A 17,433-nucleotide genomic window follows, 5' to 3' on the forward strand; every position below is an offset into this window, starting at 1 on the left:
ATAACGCTGCGCATCATAGGTCTCAAGTGTTACCGGATCATGACGCGGACATGCGTTAAACTGCTGTCTGGAAATAAGGAGACCGCGACAATGCAGAGATTTTTATTGGCAGCCTTGCCACTGATGTTGGCAGCTTGCTCAACAATCGATCAGTCCACGCTGGGCCACTTCGTCAGTCAGACGGTGCAGCCCGGCATGCCGATGGAGCAGGCGCTGGTACGCATGCAGGCGGAGGGTTTCTATTGCAATACGGGTAGCGGCGGCGATGCCGTCATCAGCTGCACGCGCGCGTATGAGCGGCTGGTGCGCAAGGACTGTGTGGAACGGGTCGACCTGGTGCGCAGCGCCACGGCCGCGAAAACCCTGGGCGCGGTCGATGTGCTGGAAGTGAAGTGTCCGAAATGATGCAGCGTCCGCGTTTTTTGCCCGATAACTTCACGCTGGCCATGATCGTGACGGTGATCGCGGCCAGCTTCTTCCCTTGTCATGGCCAGGGCGCTGTGATTTTCAATGATGTGACGCATGTGGCGGTGTCGCTGCTGTTCTTCCTGCATGGCGCCAAGCTGTCGCGCGAGGCGGTGATTGCAGGCGTCACGCACTGGCGCCTGCACTTGCTGGTGCTGCTGTGCACGTTTGCCTTGTTCCCGCTGCTGGGCTTGCTGTTGAAGCCGGTACTGACGCCGCTGGTGACGCCGGACCTGTATCTCGGCATCCTGTTCCTGTGCATGCTGCCGTCAACGGTGCAGTCATCGATTGCGTTCACGGCGGCGGCGCGCGGCAATGTGCCGGCGGCGATCTGCAGTGCGTCGGCCTCCAACCTGCTGGGCATCTTTATCACGCCGGTGCTGGTCGGCCTGCTGACCTCGGCGCAGATGCAGGGCGGTTCGCCGATGGAGTCGGCCTTGCAGATTGCCTTGCAGCTGTTGCTGCCGTTTATTGCCGGCCAGGTGGCGCGGCGCTGGATCGGCGCCTGGGTGGAGCGGCACAAGCCGCTCACGCGCATGGTCGATCAGGGCTCGATTCTGCTGGTGGTGTACACGGCGTTTAGCGAAGCTGTGGGCGAAGGGCTGTGGCACCAGGTGTCATGGAGCACGCTGGCCGGCCTGATGCTGATTAACGTGCTGTTGCTGGCACTGGTGATGGGCGCGAGCGCGCAGCTGGCGCGGCGCCTGGGCTTCAATCGCGAGGACCGGATTGCGATTGTGTTTTGCGGTTCCAAGAAGAGCCTGGCCAGCGGCGTGCCGATGGCCAAGGTGTTGTTCGCGGGCGGCGCGCTGGGCGCCGTGGTGTTGCCGCTGATGCTGTTCCACCAGTTGCAGCTGATGGTCTGCGCCGTGCTGGCGCAGAGGTACGCAAAATCCGCTGATTAGTGCTTGGCTTCGCCGGCGGGCAGCAGCGTTTCGACCGGAGCGCTGCTGGCAAACAGCTGGGCGCAATCGACCTTGTCGTACTCGTAGTGCTTGCCGCAGAAGTCGCAGTTGACGCCTACGTGGCCCAGTTCGGCAATCACGCTGTCGATCTCTTCCTGGCCCAGCATCTTGAGCATATTGCCGACCTTCTCGCGCGTGCAGCTGCAATGGAATTGCGGATGCACGGGATCGAACACGCGGATGGTCTCTTCCCAGAACAGGCGCTGGATCAGCACGTCGATGCCGGTTTCCAGCAATTCCTGCTCTTTCACCGTCGAGCCCAGGATCACGGCGCGGTTCCAGGTTTCCAGCGCATCTTCTTCGCTGACTGGCGTGGCTTCCGCTTTGCCGCCGTGGTAGGGCAGCTTTTGCAGCAGCAGGCCGCGCGAGACGTTGTCGTCCGCCGCCAGCCACAGCTTGGTGTCCAGCTGTTCGGAGCGCAGCATATAGTTTTCAATGACGGTGCTGACATCGTCGCCGTCCAGCGGCACCACGCCCTGGTAGGGCTGCTGGCCCGGCACTTTTTCAGCCGGATCCAGCGTGATGATGAAGCGGCCTTTGCCTTGCGCGTTCAGCAGCGAGGTCAGCGTGGCGTCGTCGGCCACTTCCATGTCCGGATTCAGCTTGGCGGTGGCGCGCAGGCGCAGCTCGGCGTCGCACTCGACTACCAGCAGGCGCACCGGGCCGTCGCCGTGGATCTGCATGATGATGGAGCCGTTGAACTTCAGGTTGGCCGACAGCAGCGCGGCGGCAGCCACCATCTGGCCCAGCAGTTTTTTGACCGGGGCAGGGTAGTGGTGGCGTGACAGCACTTCACGCCAGGTGGCGGAAATGTCGATGAGTTCGCCGCGTACGGCTGCGTTCTCGAAGATGAATTTTTGCAGGGTGTCCTGGCCAGTGGTTGGGGTGGTGCTCATTGTTTATCCAATCTTTTTAAGTTGCGTCTTGAACAGTTGGCCGCGTTTGACATAGCTGTCGGCGCTGCCTTGCAGGGCGGCGACTTCCTCCGCCGTCAGCTGGCGCGCGACCTTGGCCGGTGCACCGATGATCAGCGAGTGGTCGGGGAAGGTCTTGCCTTCCGTGACCAGCGCGCCGGCGCCGACCAGGCAGCCATTGCCGATTTTGGCGCCATTCAGGATGACGGCCTGGATGCCGACCAGCGAACCGTCGCCAATGGTGCAGCCGTGCAGCATGGCCTGGTGGCCGATGGTCACATTGCGGCCCACGGTCAGCGGGTAGCCCACGTCCGTGTGCATCACCGTGCCTTCCTGCACGTTGCTGTTTTCACCAATGGTGATACGCTCGTTGTCGCCGCGCAGGGTGGCGCCGAACCACACCGAGGTGTGGTCGTGGAGGCTGACCTTGCCTATCACAGTGGCGGTGTCAGCAACAAAGGACGATGCGGCAATCTCGGGCGTGTGATCGCCCAGTTGATATATTGACATTGGAACCTGGTTGAGTGCGGTGGGATGGCGCTATTTTACGCTTGCGCAGCTATCGAACGGTCGTGCTATTATTTTGCTTTGCGGCTGGCAAGGTTACGATATGGCGCTGGCCCGCGTATTTTCAAGGCAGACAGAGATGACGACCCATACCCCTTCACGTTCCGAATTCCTGACCATCCGCGGCTTGCGCTGCCACGTCCGCCACTGGGGCAATGAGGGCGCCCCGAAGTTGTTCATGATGCATGGCTGGATGGATGTGGGCGCCTCTTTCCAGTTTGTGGTGGATGCCTTGCAGGGCGACTGGCATGTGATTGCGCCGGACTGGCGCGGTTTCGGCCTGTCGCAGCGCAGCGGGCTGGATACCTACTGGTTCCCGGACTACCTGGCCGACCTGGACGCGATCCTGCGCCACTATTCACCGGATCAGGCGGTTTATCTGCTGGGGCATAGCATGGGCGGCAACATCGTTGGCCTGTATGCGGGCGCGCGGCCTGAACGCATCCGCAAGCTCATCAACCTGGAAGGCGCCGGCCTGCGCGCGGCCAAGCCGGAACAGACGCCAGGCCGTTACGCCAAGTGGATGGACAGCCTGCTGGAGCAGCCGGACATGCGTACGTATCCCACGCAGGCGGCGGTGGCGGCGCGGCTGCAGAAAACCAATCCCCGCCTCAGCGATGACAAGGCCGCTTTCCTGGCGCAGCACTGGTCGGCGCAGAACGATGCGGGCGCGTGGGAAATCCTCGGCGATCCGGTCCATAAGCAGGCCGGCCCGCTGCCCTACCATGTCGATGATGTGATGGCCTGCTGGCAGGCGATCACGGCGCCGGTGCTGTGGGTGGAGGCCGACCAGACCAATATGTGGGACTGGATGGGCAGCAAACCCGCCGGCCGCGTCGAACTGGAACGCCGCCTGGGTCACCTGCGCGACGTCACCCAGGAAATGGTTCACGACGCCGGCCACATGCTGCACCACGACCAGCCGGAAGCGCTGGCGCAAATGATTGAGGAATTCCTGGCGCGCTAGGAATCGCTTGCCATGCTGCATCTGTTCCGCAACGCCAAGCTGCTGGCGCGCGGCGCCCGTCTGCGCGAGGCCGCGTTTGCCGCACCCTTGCATGGGATGGCCCAAGGCAGCGTACAATGACAGTTATGAAAGTTGATCTGCATTGTCATTCCAACGTCTCCGATGGCGTTCTTGCTCCTGCTGCTGTGGCGGAAACTGCCCGCAAAGCGGGTGTTGATGTCTGGGCGCTGACCGACCACGATGAGGTCAGCGGCATTCCCGCCGCCCGCGCGGCGGCCACCGCGCAAGGCATGCGCTTTGTGACGGGCGTGGAAATTTCGATTACCTGGGCCAAGGAAACTGTCCACATCGTCGGCCTGCAGATCGACGAGAACAACCCGGCGCTGGTGGACGGCCTGGCCTGCACCCGTTCCGGCCGCGACAACCGTGGCCGCGAAATCGCCAAGCAGCTGGAGCTGATCGGCATTACCGGCGCTTACGAGGGCGCGCTTAAATATGTCGGTAATCCCGACCTGATGTCGCGCACCCACTTTGCGCGTTATCTGGTGGAGATCGGCGCCTGTGCCAGCACGGCCGAGGTGTTCAAGAAATATCTGTCCGAAGGCAAGCCGGGCTATGTGCCGCATTGCTGGGCGACGCTGGAGCAGTCGGTCAAATGGATACGCGATGCGGGCGGTATCGCCGTGATCGCCCATCCGGGACGCTATCGCTTCACCCAGCTGGCGCAGGGCGAGCTGTTCAGCGAATTCAAGCAGCTGGGCGGCGCCGCAATCGAGGTGGTCACGGGCAGCCATACGCCGGACCAGTATCCGGTGTATGCGCAGTTGGCAAATCATTACGGCTTCCTGGCCTCGCGCGGTTCTGACTTCCATGCGCCGGGCGAATCCCGCGTCGATTTTGCGGCCCTGCCGCCGCTGCCTGCCAATGTGACACCGGTCTGGCACGACTGGTTCTAAGCTACCGGTAATTTTGCCCGTCGATTACCGTCGGCATGTAAGTAGCTGTATCTTGATTTTGCGTTAGCCCGGTCTTACCTTATGATTTCGGCAAATTGTCGTACCGGAGACCCTGATATGAAACGCATTTTCCTGTTTATCGCCACCAATCTCGCCGTGATGCTGGTGCTGTCCATCGTCCTGTCGCTGCTGGGCATCGGCCGTCCGGGCGCGGGCGGCACGCTGCAACTGGGCAGCCTGCTGGCGTTTTCGCTGGTGGTCGGTTTTACCGGCGCGATCTTCTCGCTGCTGATCAGCAAGCCCATGGCCAAGTGGTCGACGGGCGCGCGCGTGATCGACAACCCGTCGTCCTCGACCGAGCTGTGGCTGGTGAACACCGTCAAGACCCTGTCCGAGCGCGCCGGCATCGGCATGCCGGAAGTGGCGATCTACCAGGGCGAACCGAACGCATTTGCGACTGGCGCATTCAAGAACTCGGCGCTGGTGGCGGTCTCGACCGGCCTGCTGGAAAGCATGAACCGCGATGAGGTCGAAGCCGTGCTGGGCCATGAGGTGGCGCACATCGCCAACGGCGACATGGTGACCATGACCTTGATCCAGGGCGTGACCAATACCTTTGTGGTGTTCCTGGCGCGCGTGGTCGGCTTTTTTGTCGACAGCATGCTCAACAAGAATGAAGAGCGCCGTGGTCCGGGCATTGGCTACATGATTACCGTGTTTGTATGCGAAATCGTGTTCGGCCTGCTGGCGTCGCTGATCGTGGCCTGGTTCTCGCGCCAGCGCGAATTCCGTGCGGACGCCGGTTCGGCCAAGCTGCTGGGCAGCACGGTGCCGATGCAGCACGCGCTGGCACGCCTGAACGGTGTGGAGCCTGGCGCGCTGCCGCAGTCGTTTGCTGCGTCGGGCATCAGCGCTGGCCGTGGCGGCTGGGGTGCGCTGTTCTCGACCCACCCACCTTTTGAAGAGCGTATTGCGGCGCTGCGTAGCGTACAATCTTAAGCATGAGCCAATTCTTCCAGGTCCACCCCGTCAATCCGCAGCCCCGCCTGATGAAACAGGCGGCGCAGATCATCCATGGCGGCGGCATCGTCGCCGTGCCGACGGATTCCTGCTATGCGCTGGTGTGTCACCTGGACGATAAAGGCGCCGTCGAGCGTCTGCGCCGCATTCGCGGCATCGATGAAAAACACCACCTGACCCTGTTGTGCCGCGACTTGAGCGAGCTGGGTGTCTACGCCCGCGTCGACAACCGCCAGTTCCGCCTGCTGAAAGCGGCGACGCCGGGACCCTTCACCTTTATCCTCGAAGCGACCAAGTGCGTGCCGCGCCGGCTCAGCCATCCTTCGCGCAAGACCATCGGCCTGCGGGTGCCGGAAGATGCCATCATGCACGCGCTGCTGGAAGAGTTGCAGCAGCCTTTGCTGGGCACGACGCTGATTATGCCCGATGAAGACGAGCCGCTGAATGATGCGGACATCATCTGTGAGCGTCTCGGCAAGCAGCTGGAGCTGATTATCGACGGCGGCGCCTGCAGCATGGAACCCACCACCGTGATCGACCTGACCGGCGACGACGCCGAACTGGTGCGCCAGGGTCGTGGCGACGCCTCCATGTTCGGACTCTGACTCCCCCATTTTGATTCAGGCAAGCGGCCCGGCCTCCGACGGCGCCGCAAAGCAGGCAAGCAGCCTCTGGTAAAATCCCGTCCATGAACGAAACCGACAGTATTATCCAGACCATCACGGTCTATCTGATCCCTGTTCTTTTTGCAATTTCCCTGCACGAAGCCGCACACGGATATGTCGCCCGCTATTTCGGCGACCCCACCGCCGCCGAACTCGGCCGCCTCACCGCCAACCCGCTGAAACACATCGACCCGTTTGGGACCATTCTGCTGCCGCTGTTGCTCAGCCTGACACCGTTGCCGCCGATCGGTTATGCCAAACCGGTGCCGGTCGACTTTGGCCGCTTGCGCAATCCAAAGAAACAGATGGCCTTTGTGGCTGCCGCTGGCCCTGCCGCTAACTTTGCCATGGGCTTGGGCTGGATGATGGTGTGGGTGGTGCTCGTGCAAGGCATGGGCTTTGATTTGCACGATTTTTTTGTGCAGATGGCGCGTGCGGGCGTGCTCGTCAACTGCTCTATGTGCGTATTTAATTTGATTCCGCTGCCGCCACTGGATGGCGGCCGTATCGTAACCGGGCTGTTGCCAATGTCGCTGGCGCGGCCGTATGCCCGTATTGAACGCTATGGTGTTGCGGTCTTTATTGCGCTAATTCTTATGATTTATTTTGGTTTGCTTGATAGCTATATGATCCAGGGCCGGACATTGATGCAGCATATTTATGGCTATCTGCTTAAACCGCTTGTTTTCCTGTTGAGCTGAATATGTATCCCGATCGCGTAGTATCCGGCATGCGTCCGACCGGTTCCATGCACCTGGGCCACTACCATGGCGCCTTGAAAAACTGGATCAAGATGCAGACCGAGCTGCCATGCCTGTTCTTCGTGGCCGACTGGCATGCGCTGACCACGCACTACGACGATCCCACCGTCATCGAGCGCAGCACCTGGGATATGCTGGTCGACTGGCTGGCCGCCGGCATCGATCCCTCGCAGTCCACGCTGTTCATCCAGTCGCGCGTGCCGGAGCACGCCGAGCTGCACTTGCTGCTGTCCATGGCCACGCCGCTGGGCTGGCTGGAGCGCGTGCCGACCTACAAGGACCAGATCGAGAATCTGGCCAATAAAGACCTCGCAACCTACGGCTTCCTCGGCTATCCACTGCTGCAGGCCGCTGACGTGCTGATCTACCGCGCCAGCCAGGTGCCGGTGGGTGAAGACCAGGTGCCGCACATCGAGATGATGCGCGAGATTGCGCGCCGTTTTAATCACTTGTACGGCAAAGAAAAAGGTTTCGAGGAAAAGGCGCAGGATGCCGTGAAAAAGCTGGGCAGCAAACGTGCCAAGCTGTACAACGAGCTGCGCACCGAATACCAGCAGGACGGCAAGGATGAAGCGCTGGAGCAGGCCAAGGCCATGCTCGATGATGCGCAAAGCCTGTCGATGGGCGACCGCGAACGCCTGTTTGGCTACCTCGAAGGCAGCCGCAAGCTGATCCTGGTCGAACCGCAGTCCCGTCTGACCGAGGCCGCGCGCCTGCCTGGCCTGGATGGCCGCAAAATGTCCAAGAGCTACGGCAATTCGATTGCCCTGCGCGAGGACAAGGACTCGGTCACCAAAAAAATCAAGACCATGCCGACCGACCCGGCGCGCGTGCGCCGCAGCGATGCTGGTGATCCAGCCCGTTGCCCGGTGTGGCAGTTCCATCAGGTGTATAGCGACCAGTCGACCCGGGAATGGGTGGTCAATGGCTGCAAATCGGCCGGGATCGGCTGCATTGAATGCAAACAGCCGGTAATTGACGCCATCATCAAGGAACAGGAGCCCATGCACGAGCGTGCGCAGCCGTATCTGGACGATCCGTCGCTGGTACGCGCCATTGTGGCCGACGGCAACGATGCGGCCCGCCGCCTTGCGCTGGAAACCATGCGCGATGTCCGCGAGGCCATGGGCTTGGCTTATAGTTAAGTAAAACCGGGTAAAAATCATGAGCGATCAAATCTCTCCCTGGGTGCAGCGTTACGCACCGCTGGTTCCCGGCGGCGCGGTGCTGGACCTTGCTTGCGGCAGCGGCCGCCACTCGCGCCATATGGCCGCACTGGGCCATGAAGTGGTGGCGGTGGACCGCGATCCCGCCGCGCTGGCGGCTGCCTGCGGCCTCGGCATTACCACCTCGGCCATCGACCTGGAAGAGGAGGGCGCCGCCTGGCCTTTCGGTCCGCAGCGTTTTGCCGGCATCGTGGTCACAAACTACCTGCATCGTCCATTATTTGCCGGGATGGTGGGCAGTCTGGCGCCGAACGGCGTGTTGATCTACGAAACCTTCGCGGATGGCAATGCGCAGTTCGGCAAACCATCGAATCCGGCGTTCTTGCTGCAACCGGGCGAGCTGCTGGCGCTGGCCAGCGAGCATGGCTTGCGCGTGGTGGCGTTTGAAGATGGCGTGATTACCGAGCCAAAAGCTGCCATGGTGCAACGACTATGCGCCGTGAAGCCCGATTTTCCCCGAGAGGCGGCTCTATTACCGCCATTTTGAGCGTCGATTTGTGCCCCCGGATGCACCACGGGCGCAACCTATCGACTACAATCGTTGTTTTAATACTTTTTGCAGTGGTTTCCTATGATTAAGGGCAGCATCGTAGCAATCGTCACCCCGATGCACGCAGACGGCAGTCTGGACTTTGAGGGTTTGAATCAGCTGATCGACTGGCACATCGCCGAAGGTACGGACAGCATCGTCATTGCCGGCACCACCGGTGAATCCGCCACCGTCAGCGTGGAAGAGCACTGCGCCTTGATCAAGGCGACGGTTGCGCACGCCAAGGGCCGCATCCCGATCATCGCCGGCGCCGGCGCCAACTCGACCGCTGAAGCGATCAAGCTGACCCGCTTTGCCAAGGAAGCCGGTGCGGACGCCACCCTGCAAGTTGTCCCTTACTACAACCGTCCTACCCAGGAAGGCATGTACCAGCACTTCAAGGCCATCGCTGAAGCGGTCGACCTGCCAGTGATCCTGTACAACGTGCCCGGCCGTACCGTTGCCGACATGAGCAACGAGACCATCCTGCGCCTGGCGGAAATCCCGAACATCGTGGGCGTCAAAGATGCCACCGGCAACATCGGCCGTGGCTACGACCTGCTGCGCCTGGCGCCAAAATCGTTTGCCGTCTACTCGGGCGATGATCCGACCGCGATGGCGCTGATGCTGGGCGGCGGCGCCGGCAATATCTCGGTCACCGCCAACGTGGCGCCACGCATCATGGCCGACATGTGCCGCGCAGCGATTGCCGGCGAGCTTGCCAAGGCCATCGAGCTGAACAATAAAGTCTTCCCGCTGCACCAGAAACTGTTTGTTGAACCGAATCCGGTGCCGGTCAAGTGGGCGCTGGCGGCAATGGGCAAGATGCCAACCGGCATCCGCCTGCCACTGGTCCAGCTTGGCGACGCTTATCACGAGACCGTACGTTCGGCCCTGCGCGAAGCCGGTCTGCTGTAATATTCCGTAGCAACAAGCAACTAGCCCCGACTTGGGTCGGATCATATTTTGCTGCACCTCAGCTTCTTAAACAGTAACGACATGACTATTCGCAAGACAGCTTTTATTTCCTCGCAGCGCGCGCTGGTAGTTGGCGCCATGGTAGCCAGCGTGACCAGCCTGACCGGCTGCGGCATGATCAGCTCGGTGGTTGGCAACGACAAGGTCGATTACAAATCGGCCAAGAAGGCCAGCACCCTGGACGTGCCGCCGGATCTGACCCAGCTGCAGAAAGACAACCGCTACTCGCTGCCGGATTCGAGCAACGGTGTGGCAACCGCGTCCAGCTACAACGCCTCCAAGGCGGCCCAGTCGGGCGCCCTGAACCCAACCGCCGTCATCGTGCCAGGCCAGCCGGCTGCAGGCACGGTGGTGCCGCAAGCCCTGAACGATATCAAGGTCGAGCGTGATGGCAACCAGCGCTGGCTGATTATCAAGCAGACGCCAGAGCAACTGTGGCCGCAGCTGAAGCAGTTCTGGGAAGATTCGGGCTTCACGCTGTCGCAGGAACTGCCTTCGGCTGGCATCATGGAAACCGAGTGGAATGAAAACCGCGCCAAGATTCCGCAGGACTTCATCCGCAATACGCTGGGCAAGGTGTTTGACTCGATGTATTCGAGCGGCGAGCGCGACAAGTTCCGCACCCGTATCGAGCGCCGTGCCGACGGTTCCAGCGAAATCTACATCAGCCACCGCGGCGTGCAGGAAATCGCCACCGGCAGCGACAAGGAAACCACCAAGTGGATGCCGCGTCCTAACGATCCAGGCCTGGAAGCTGAGTTCCTGGCCCGCCTGCTGAACAAGCTGGGCAATGGCGGCGAGCAGCTGGCGCAAGCCAAGACCGCCGTGGACGGCGCCATCGTCCAGCCGCAGCATGCTTCGCTGACTGGCGCGGGTGCAGACCGCGCTGTCCAGGTGGATGAGGGCTTCGACCGCGCCTGGCGCCGTGTAGGCCTGGCGCTGGACCGCGCCGGCTTCACCGTGGAAGACCGCGACCGTACCCAGGGTATTTACTTCGTGCGTTATATCAATGATGCAGCGGAATCCAAAGGCTTCTTCAGCAAGCTGTTTAGCTGGGGCTCGTCGGATGAGGCGGATAAGGAAGCGCAACGCTACCGTATTTCGGTAAAAGCCGCAGAAGGCAATACCAGCGTGGTCAAGGTATTGAGCAATGCCGGCCAGCCGGAAAGCAGCCCGGTCGGCGAAAAGATCATTACCCTGTTGCACGAGCAATTGAAGTAATTGAATATAACTCGCCGCTAATCGCGGCGTTTTAAAAACCGCCAGCCTGAACGCGCTTTACATCGCGCTCAGTGCTGGCGGTTTTTTTATGCCCAAGTTTTAAGCAATATAAAACTCGGGACGAAAAAAAACCGACCCGCAGGCCGGTTTTTTTTTCTCAAGCTGATATTACTTCGAAGCAGCAGGAGCCGAAGCAGCTGGTGCTGGAGCAGCAGCAGCGTCCGAAGCTGCAGGAGCAGCAGCGGCTGGAGCAGCAGCGTCAGCAGCTGGAGCTGGTGCTGGAGCAGCAGCTGGAGCAGCAGCTTCTGGAGCAGCTACTGGAGCTGGAGCAGCAGGAGCTTCTTCTTTTTTCGAGCAAGCAGCCAGAGCAACAGCCAGCAGGGAGGCGATCAGCAGGGATTTTTTCATGGGTTTTCCTTAGTTAATTCAAAAATTAAACACAGTCTTGCGATTAATAATTACCGGTAATTATCGCTCATTAGGTCGTCTTCGAAGGCCTTTCGTACCTTTAAAAGGTGCCTACTAGACAACGGAAACTTCCTAGCCGAATATTATAGCGATTTTTAGTGCATCGCAATAGGACAACGAGCCAAACCCATAACTATTTTGCGATATCGCAACATTTCGTTTTCGATCTAGCTTGCTACTTTGTCCCATCAACTACCGTGCTGCCCGCATTTTACTCCTAACTGGCTGATAATCCAGTTGAGTTTGCATACAATCCGGGCTGGGATTCTATCCAAATTGTAAGAAAACGTTCCAGGCTCGTCTGGACATCTTGCGGACCATTAAAAACCGCTTCGCCACGGAAATGATCGGCGTGAAAACGGCGCACGATGTCGCGCTGATCGGCGATGCAGAAGGAGTCCGTCAGCTGGCGCAATTGCTGGCTGGTACGGCGTACTTCGATCAAATGGCCGTAATCCTTGAGCAGGCGCAGGAAGCGGGGCGCATCGCGTTCCATCTGGCGGCCATCATGCGCCACCAGCTGCAAGCGGCCGCCGCCTTGCAGGAAGCGGCGCAGCTGGCCGTCGGTGGCGCTGCTGCCCATTTCCCAGATGCTGTAGTCCGGGTCGAACATTTGCAGCGTCTGCTGCGCGCGCGACAGGCAACTGGCCAGGTGCTGCTGAAATTCCGCCCGCGTGGTGAAGGGAATAACCAGTCTGTCCACATTGCCTCCCAAATGAAATTAGCCGAGTTCGACCCAGCCGTCCTGGTACCAGGTGTACAGCGCTTCCAGCACGTCGTCCGAGGCGGCCGCGAATGTCTCGGCTTCGAGGCGGCGGTTGTTGGCCAGCAGTTCCAGCGTGGCCTTGTCGGCCTTGCCGACGCCGAACGATTCGCCGTTGATGAAGACGTGCTTGCCACGGTACAGCATTTGCGTCTTGGCCGATAGCGACAGGCCTTTTTTCATCACGGCTTCGCCGAATTTGCCCACGGTGAGCGGCTTGGCCGGGCCGGTGAAGAACACATTGTGCTTGGGCTCGGACATATACTCGCCAAAAAAGATGGTGATGTCTTCTTCGGTGAAGCGTACCTTGTTCAGTTCCTCGGTCAGCGCGGTCAGCATCTGGCGCGGAATCTCGGCCGGCTTGCTGGTCGGCTCCAGTTCCGGATCGGCATAGCGGCCCGGCAGGTCGATGGAATCAGCCATGAACTGCAGGAAGTTCTCGCCGAGTTCCTGATACGACGGCGAGCGGAAGCCGATCGAATAGGTCTGGCAATCGCCGATGGCGACGCCGTCGTGCGCGTAGTGCGGCGGCAGGTACAGCATGTCGCCCGGGTTCAGCACGAATTCTTCTTCCGGCTGGAAGTTGGCCAGAATCTTGAGTGGCAAGCCGTCGATCAGCGACAGGTCTTTCTGGGCGCCGATGCGCCAGTGGCGCTGGCCCTGCGCCTGCAGCAGGAAGACGTCATAGGAATCGAAGTGCGGACCGACGCCGCCGCCATCGGTGGCAAAGCTGACCATCAGGTCGTCCAGGCGCGCGTCCGGCAGGAAGCGGAACTGGCGCAGCAGCGCATCCGCCTTGGCGTCGAACAGATTGACGCCCTGCACCAGCATGGTCCACTCACGTTTGTCGCGCGCCGGCAGGCTTTCCAGCGGGCCGTGCTGCATCGACCACTCGCCATCGAAACCGGTCACCAGGCGCGATTCCGCGTGGTTGGTGGCGGCCAGCTGGGCCAGCGCGTCAAAATTGAGCAGCGGCTTGAAACCGGGGACGGCGTTGCGGATCAGGAGTGGCTTTTTATGCCAGTAGTCGCGCAGGAACTGCGCTGGCGTGATGTCGCCGAGGAGAGGTAATTTTTTCATACGCCATTATAACCTCCACCCCGGCCGGCTAATGGGTGTGCAGCCAGCGCCCATGGGCGGCGCGTGCCAGCCAGTCCAGCGCAAAGCCCAGTATCCCGATCAGCACAATCGCTGCCATCAACTCGTTGTAGGCCAGCCGGTCGCGCGCGTCGAGGATGAAATATCCCAGGCCGGCCGATACGCCCAGCATCTCGGCCGGCACCAGCACGATCCAGATGATGCCGATGGCCAGCCGCACGCCGGTCAGGATATCGGCCGTAATGCCCGGCAGGACCACCTTGAGTACCGTCTCCGTGCGTGTGGCCGACAGGCTGCGTGCCAGCAGCAGCCAGTTCGGATCGAGCCGCGCCACGCCGGTGGCGGTGTTGAGCAGGATCGGCCAGACGGCGGCAAACGCCAGCAGGAAGTACACCGGGGCGTCGCCGACGCCCAGCGTCATTACCGCCAGCGGCATCCAGGACAGCGGCGACACCATGCGCAGCAGCTGAAACAGCGGCATGGCGGCCGCCGCGAAACGGCGCGAGCTGCCGACCAGCACACCGAGCGGAATGCCGGTCAGCGCTGCAGCCGCCAGGCCGTAGGCGACGCGGCGCAGACTGAGGCCGATATCGCGCCAGATGTCCGGACCTTCCACCATGTGCAGCAGGGCGCGCGCGGCTTCCAGTGGCGCGAACGCGGCGGCAATCGGCGTATCCTTTTCCAGCGCGGTGACGCCGGCTTGCCACAGCAGCAGCGCAGCCGCAAAGCCCAGCAACGGCAGGCCGTAACGCGCGGACCAGTGAACAGGTGCGGTCATGCGTCAGATCGCCAGCGTTTCGCTGCGCATCAGATTGGCCGACAGGCCAAACGCGGCCGGACCGCCGACAGCGGCAATCGCCTTGCGCACGAAGCGGTCGTCCACCAGGTCTTTGGCGACAAAGGCTGGGTCCAGCTTGTGCAGGAAGCTGGTGTCGCCTTCCACGCGCACCTGCTGCAAGGCGCGCACCATCTGCTCCGTGTACGAAGGGAAGGGGAAGGGCTGGAAGTCGATGCGGCGCTGGTTCCAGTCCTTGTGCACGATGACGCCGCTCTTTTCATATTCGGCGTAGTCGGTCACCGTCAATACTTTCGACAGCACTTGCAGCGCGTGCGGCGTGTAGCGGTGGCTGTCGCTGCTGGACAGCAGGCGTGCGGTGTCGATCTGGTTGGAGCGCGTCCACAGCTGCGCCTTGACGATGGCGTTGGTCACGCGCTGCGCCCATTCCGGGCGGGTGCTGATGTCGCGCTCCGACAGGAAGGTGACGCAGCAGGCATGGTTCTTCCACGCGTCGCCCGAGAAGCGCAGGATTTTGCCGACGCCATTGGTTTCCGCCAGCGCGTTGAACGGCTCGGCCACGATAAAGCCGGCGATCGATTTGCTGGCCAGCGCCGACACCATCTCGGCCGGCGCCAGCACCACCAGGTTGACCTCTTTCGGCCCGATGGCTGTCTCGCGGCCTTTGCTGACCACCGTCAGGCCATTCCTGGTCAGGATCTGCTGCAGTAGCACGTTGTGGATCGAGTACCAGAACGGAATCGCCACGCTGCGGCCGCCCAGGTCTGTCACCTTGTTGATGTCCTTGGCGACGGTCAGCGCGGAACCGTTGATGTGGTTCCAGGCCACCACCTTGGCCGGGAATTTGGCGCCGTAGCGCACCGACATGGTGGCTGGCGACAGCAGGTGGATCACGTTGACCTGGCCGGAAACAAAGGCCTCGATGATCTGCGCCCAGCTGCGGAACAGGCGTGGCGCCTCGGCTTGCAGGCCTTCCGCCTCAAACAGCTTGCGGCCATGGGCCACCAGCAGCGGCGTGGCATCGGTAATTGGCAGGTAGCCGATCTTGACTGGCTGGTCGTCGCCTTTCGGGCCTTGCTGGGCCATGGCGTCGCCGGCGAACAGCAGCGGGGCTGCGATGCTGGCCGTGCTCAAGGCGGACACGCGCAGGAAGTCGCGGCGGCTCATGCCGCAGTCGCAATCGGAAGCGGCGCAGATGTGGACTTTATCGTTCATATGGTGCTTTCTACAGGAGTGGATGCGGCGCTGCGCACGCCTTGCAGGGCGCTCAGGATGTCATTGCGTAGCTGGCTGACGGCAGCGCTATCGGCCAGGCGTGGACGTGGCAGCTCGACCTGCCATTCCCTGATGATGCCGCCGGGACTGCCGCCCATCAGCAGGATGCGGTCCGCTACCAGGATGGCTTCATCGATATCGTGCGTGACCAGCAGCGCCGCCGTGTGCCAGCGATGGACCACATCGACCAGCAAAGTTTGCATGCCGGCGCGGGTGATGGCGTCCAGCGCGGAAAAGGGTTCATCGGCGAACAGCAGTTCCGGCTGGCGTGCCAGCGCGCGCGCCAGTGCGGCGCGCTGCGCCATGCCGCCCGACAGTGCGGACGGGTAATGCTTTTCGCTGCCTGCCAGGCCAACGGCGTCAATCGCCTGCTGTACGCGTTGGGCGTGCTCACTGCGGGAGATCCTGGGCTGATGGCTGAAATCCAGTCCAAAGCCGACATTGGCGGTGACGTTCAGCCATGGCAGCAGGCTGGCTTGCTGGAACACCAGCGCACTGCGCGGATTCGGCTCTGTCAACGGCGCGCCAAGAAACTGTACCGTGCCCGCGCTCGGCGGCTGAAGGCCGGCCAGCACGCGCAGCAAGGTGGACTTGCCGCAGCCGCTGCCGCCTAGCAGGGCGACGATTTCCCTGGGCCGCACGCCCAGGGAGACGTCCGTGAAAACGGCGGCGCCGCCAGCGTAGGCGTAAGCCAGGCTGTCGGCATGCAGCGCCCAGCCTGCGCCGCTCATTGCGTGGCGGCGGCGTGTTTGGCCAGCGCCGCCTGGAGTTGCGTGATGCTCGGTGTGATCACCGGGATGAACGCCGACTCGCGCCAGCGGCGTGCAAAGCCATCTTCTTCCTGCATCAGGTAAGCGTGACCACCCTTGGCCTGCAGCTCCAGGCTGACAGCTTGCTGCACCAGGTCTGCCATGGCGATGCGCAGTTTGAACATGGCCGGGGCGGCGGTGACGAAACGTCCGTCCGCTACGCCGTCCAGCAGTTGCTGCGTCAGCGCCGCCAGTGCATGCTGGGCGCTGGCGATGTTGTCGCTGAGCTGACCGCGTCCGCTGGCCGCCACCTGGGCTGCCTTGTCCAGTGCGGCCGAGGCCAGGCCGATCGACATTCCACATTGCATGCCGAGGAATGCAGGGCGCACGCGCGCCAGCCATTCCGGGGCTTGCGGTGCGATGATGTCCTGGGGGCTGGCCCGCACCGCGTCCAGTTGCACCGCCGCGGTGTTACTGCCGCGCAGGGCGATGAGTTGCAGGTTGTCGCTGCGCTGTACGCCGGCCGCCTCGCTGCTGAACATGGCCACGAGCGGCGCTTCGCCATTCACTGGCGCGACGGCCGCCGCGGCGACGAAATGCGGTGGGCGCAGATTGGTAATCCAGGCGAGCTTGCCGTTCAATGTCCAGCCGTCTTGCGCCGGCGTGGCGTGCACCGACAGCGGCTCCATCCCCGACAGGAATTTCATCGCGTTGGACAAGCCGGTGGCGCCCGCCAGCGTACCGTCCAGCAGTGCCGGCAGCAGGCGCTCGCGCAGCGCCGTGTTGGGACTTTGCAGCAGATACTCGATAAAGCTGCGCTGGCCCCAGTACACAAACGCCGCCGTCACCGAATGACGCGCGATGTCGGCAATGCTCAAGATGGCGTCACGCACATCGCCATATTCGCCAGCAGCGCCGCCGGAAGCGAGCGGCACGCCGCTGCGGAAACAGCCATGCGCGGCCAGCGCCGGCAATACCTCATTTGCCAGCGCTTCCGATTGATCGAGCGCTTCCGCGTGCCTGGCCAGCCAGTCGTACAGGGCGGCCATG

At 62.0% G+C, this 17,433-nt stretch carries 20 protein-coding genes; 11 read left to right on the forward strand and 9 right to left on the reverse strand.

Translation table 11 applies throughout. The features are described 5' to 3' along the window. Positions 1-90: 90 nt before the first annotated feature. Both GTP58_RS00635 and GTP58_RS00640 read left to right on the forward strand, forming a co-directional pair. Positions 91-405 carry a hypothetical protein gene (locus GTP58_RS00635; protein ID WP_161075871.1) on the forward strand — a complete coding sequence of 105 codons (315 nt, stop codon included), beginning with the start codon at positions 91-93 and terminating at the stop codon, positions 403-405. Next, a complete protein-coding gene (locus GTP58_RS00640) occupies positions 405-1,370 on the forward strand; it encodes a bile acid:sodium symporter family protein (protein ID WP_161077220.1) in 966 nt (321 codons plus the stop codon). Before GTP58_RS00635 ends, GTP58_RS00640 begins: the two co-directional genes overlap by 1 nt. Here the strand turns inward: GTP58_RS00640 and hslO are convergent. Both hslO and GTP58_RS00650 read right to left on the reverse strand, forming a co-directional pair. Beyond that, positions 1,367-2,326, reverse strand: a complete 960-nt coding sequence (gene hslO / locus GTP58_RS00645; protein ID WP_161075872.1) for an Hsp33 family molecular chaperone HslO — start codon at positions 2,324-2,326, stop codon at positions 1,367-1,369. The two genes, GTP58_RS00640 and hslO, sit on opposite strands and share 4 nt — an antisense overlap. 3 nt (positions 2,327-2,329) lie before the next feature. Continuing rightward, positions 2,330-2,854 carry a gamma carbonic anhydrase family protein gene (locus GTP58_RS00650; protein ID WP_161075873.1) on the reverse strand — a complete coding sequence of 175 codons (525 nt, stop codon included), beginning with the start codon at positions 2,852-2,854 and terminating at the stop codon, positions 2,330-2,332. Positions 2,855-2,990: 136 nt separating this feature from the next. Here GTP58_RS00650 and GTP58_RS00655 point away from each other — a divergent pair, with 136 nt between their 5' ends. From GTP58_RS00655 to bamC, 9 genes are all read left to right on the forward strand, one after another. Further along, positions 2,991-3,878 carry an alpha/beta fold hydrolase gene (locus tag GTP58_RS00655; RefSeq protein WP_161075874.1) on the forward strand — a complete coding sequence of 296 codons (888 nt, stop codon included), beginning with the start codon at positions 2,991-2,993 and terminating at the stop codon, positions 3,876-3,878. 116 nt (positions 3,879-3,994) lie between these two features. Next, entirely contained in the window at positions 3,995-4,834 is an 840-nt protein-coding gene (locus GTP58_RS00660; RefSeq protein ID WP_161075875.1) for a 3',5'-nucleoside bisphosphate phosphatase, read from the forward strand. 117 nt (positions 4,835-4,951) lie between these two features. Further along, the gene (htpX, locus tag GTP58_RS00665) at positions 4,952-5,833 is read left to right on the forward strand and encodes a protease HtpX (RefSeq protein WP_161075876.1); all 882 of its coding nucleotides are present in this window, start codon (positions 4,952-4,954) and stop codon (positions 5,831-5,833) included. Between the two features lie 2 nt (positions 5,834-5,835). Further along, on the forward strand, positions 5,836-6,459 hold the full coding sequence (locus tag GTP58_RS00670) for an L-threonylcarbamoyladenylate synthase (protein ID WP_161075877.1): 624 nt from the start codon (positions 5,836-5,838) through the stop codon (positions 6,457-6,459). A gap of 83 nt (positions 6,460-6,542) precedes the next feature. After that, positions 6,543-7,220, forward strand: coding sequence for a site-2 protease family protein (locus GTP58_RS00675; protein ID WP_161075878.1), 678 nt, complete (start codon positions 6,543-6,545; stop codon positions 7,218-7,220). Between the two features lie 2 nt (positions 7,221-7,222). Further along, a complete protein-coding gene (locus GTP58_RS00680) occupies positions 7,223-8,425 on the forward strand; it encodes a tryptophan--tRNA ligase (protein WP_161075879.1) in 1,203 nt (400 codons plus the stop codon). Between the two features lie 19 nt (positions 8,426-8,444). Then, entirely contained in the window at positions 8,445-8,993 is a 549-nt protein-coding gene (locus GTP58_RS00685; protein WP_161075880.1) for a bifunctional 2-polyprenyl-6-hydroxyphenol methylase/3-demethylubiquinol 3-O-methyltransferase UbiG, read from the forward strand. An 84-nt stretch (positions 8,994-9,077) separates the two neighbouring features. Continuing rightward, complete coding sequence (gene dapA, locus GTP58_RS00690; protein ID WP_161075881.1) at positions 9,078-9,953, forward strand: 4-hydroxy-tetrahydrodipicolinate synthase; 876 nt, start codon at positions 9,078-9,080, stop codon at positions 9,951-9,953. Positions 9,954-10,034: 81 nt separating this feature from the next. After that, positions 10,035-11,234, forward strand: a complete 1,200-nt coding sequence (gene bamC, locus GTP58_RS00695; protein WP_167544245.1) for an outer membrane protein assembly factor BamC — start codon at positions 10,035-10,037, stop codon at positions 11,232-11,234. A gap of 168 nt (positions 11,235-11,402) precedes the next feature. Here bamC and GTP58_RS31190 read toward each other — a convergent pair whose 3' ends face one another. The 7 genes from GTP58_RS31190 to GTP58_RS00730 form a co-directional block, all read right to left on the reverse strand. Then, a complete protein-coding gene (locus GTP58_RS31190; protein ID WP_161075882.1) occupies positions 11,403-11,642 on the reverse strand; it encodes a hypothetical protein in 240 nt (79 codons plus the stop codon). A gap of 277 nt (positions 11,643-11,919) precedes the next feature. After that, positions 11,920-12,405 carry a hypothetical protein gene (locus GTP58_RS00705; RefSeq protein WP_161075883.1) on the reverse strand — a complete coding sequence of 162 codons (486 nt, stop codon included), beginning with the start codon at positions 12,403-12,405 and terminating at the stop codon, positions 11,920-11,922. Between the two features lie 18 nt (positions 12,406-12,423). After that, positions 12,424-13,545 carry a cupin domain-containing protein gene (locus GTP58_RS00710; RefSeq protein ID WP_161075884.1) on the reverse strand — a complete coding sequence of 374 codons (1,122 nt, stop codon included), beginning with the start codon at positions 13,543-13,545 and terminating at the stop codon, positions 12,424-12,426. A gap of 28 nt (positions 13,546-13,573) precedes the next feature. Continuing rightward, positions 13,574-14,341, reverse strand: coding sequence for an ABC transporter permease (locus tag GTP58_RS00715; RefSeq protein WP_161075885.1), 768 nt, complete (start codon positions 14,339-14,341; stop codon positions 13,574-13,576). A gap of 3 nt (positions 14,342-14,344) precedes the next feature. Beyond that, positions 14,345-15,574: an ABC transporter substrate-binding protein gene (locus tag GTP58_RS00720; RefSeq protein WP_161075886.1), complete on the reverse strand. Its 1,230-nt coding sequence runs from the start codon at positions 15,572-15,574 to the stop codon at positions 14,345-14,347. Next, the gene (locus GTP58_RS00725; protein ID WP_161075887.1) at positions 15,571-16,365 is read right to left on the reverse strand and encodes an ABC transporter ATP-binding protein; all 795 of its coding nucleotides are present in this window, start codon (positions 16,363-16,365) and stop codon (positions 15,571-15,573) included. Before GTP58_RS00725 ends, GTP58_RS00720 begins: the two co-directional genes overlap by 4 nt. After that, complete coding sequence (locus GTP58_RS00730) at positions 16,362-17,432, reverse strand: acyl-CoA dehydrogenase family protein (protein WP_161075888.1); 1,071 nt, start codon at positions 17,430-17,432, stop codon at positions 16,362-16,364. The genes GTP58_RS00725 and GTP58_RS00730 overlap by 4 nt, the downstream gene beginning before the upstream one ends. Position 17,433: the final 1 nt, after the last annotated feature.

This window comes from Duganella sp. CY15W, assembly GCF_009857555.1.
Classification (GTDB): domain Bacteria; phylum Pseudomonadota; class Gammaproteobacteria; order Burkholderiales; family Burkholderiaceae_D; genus Rugamonas; species Rugamonas sacchari.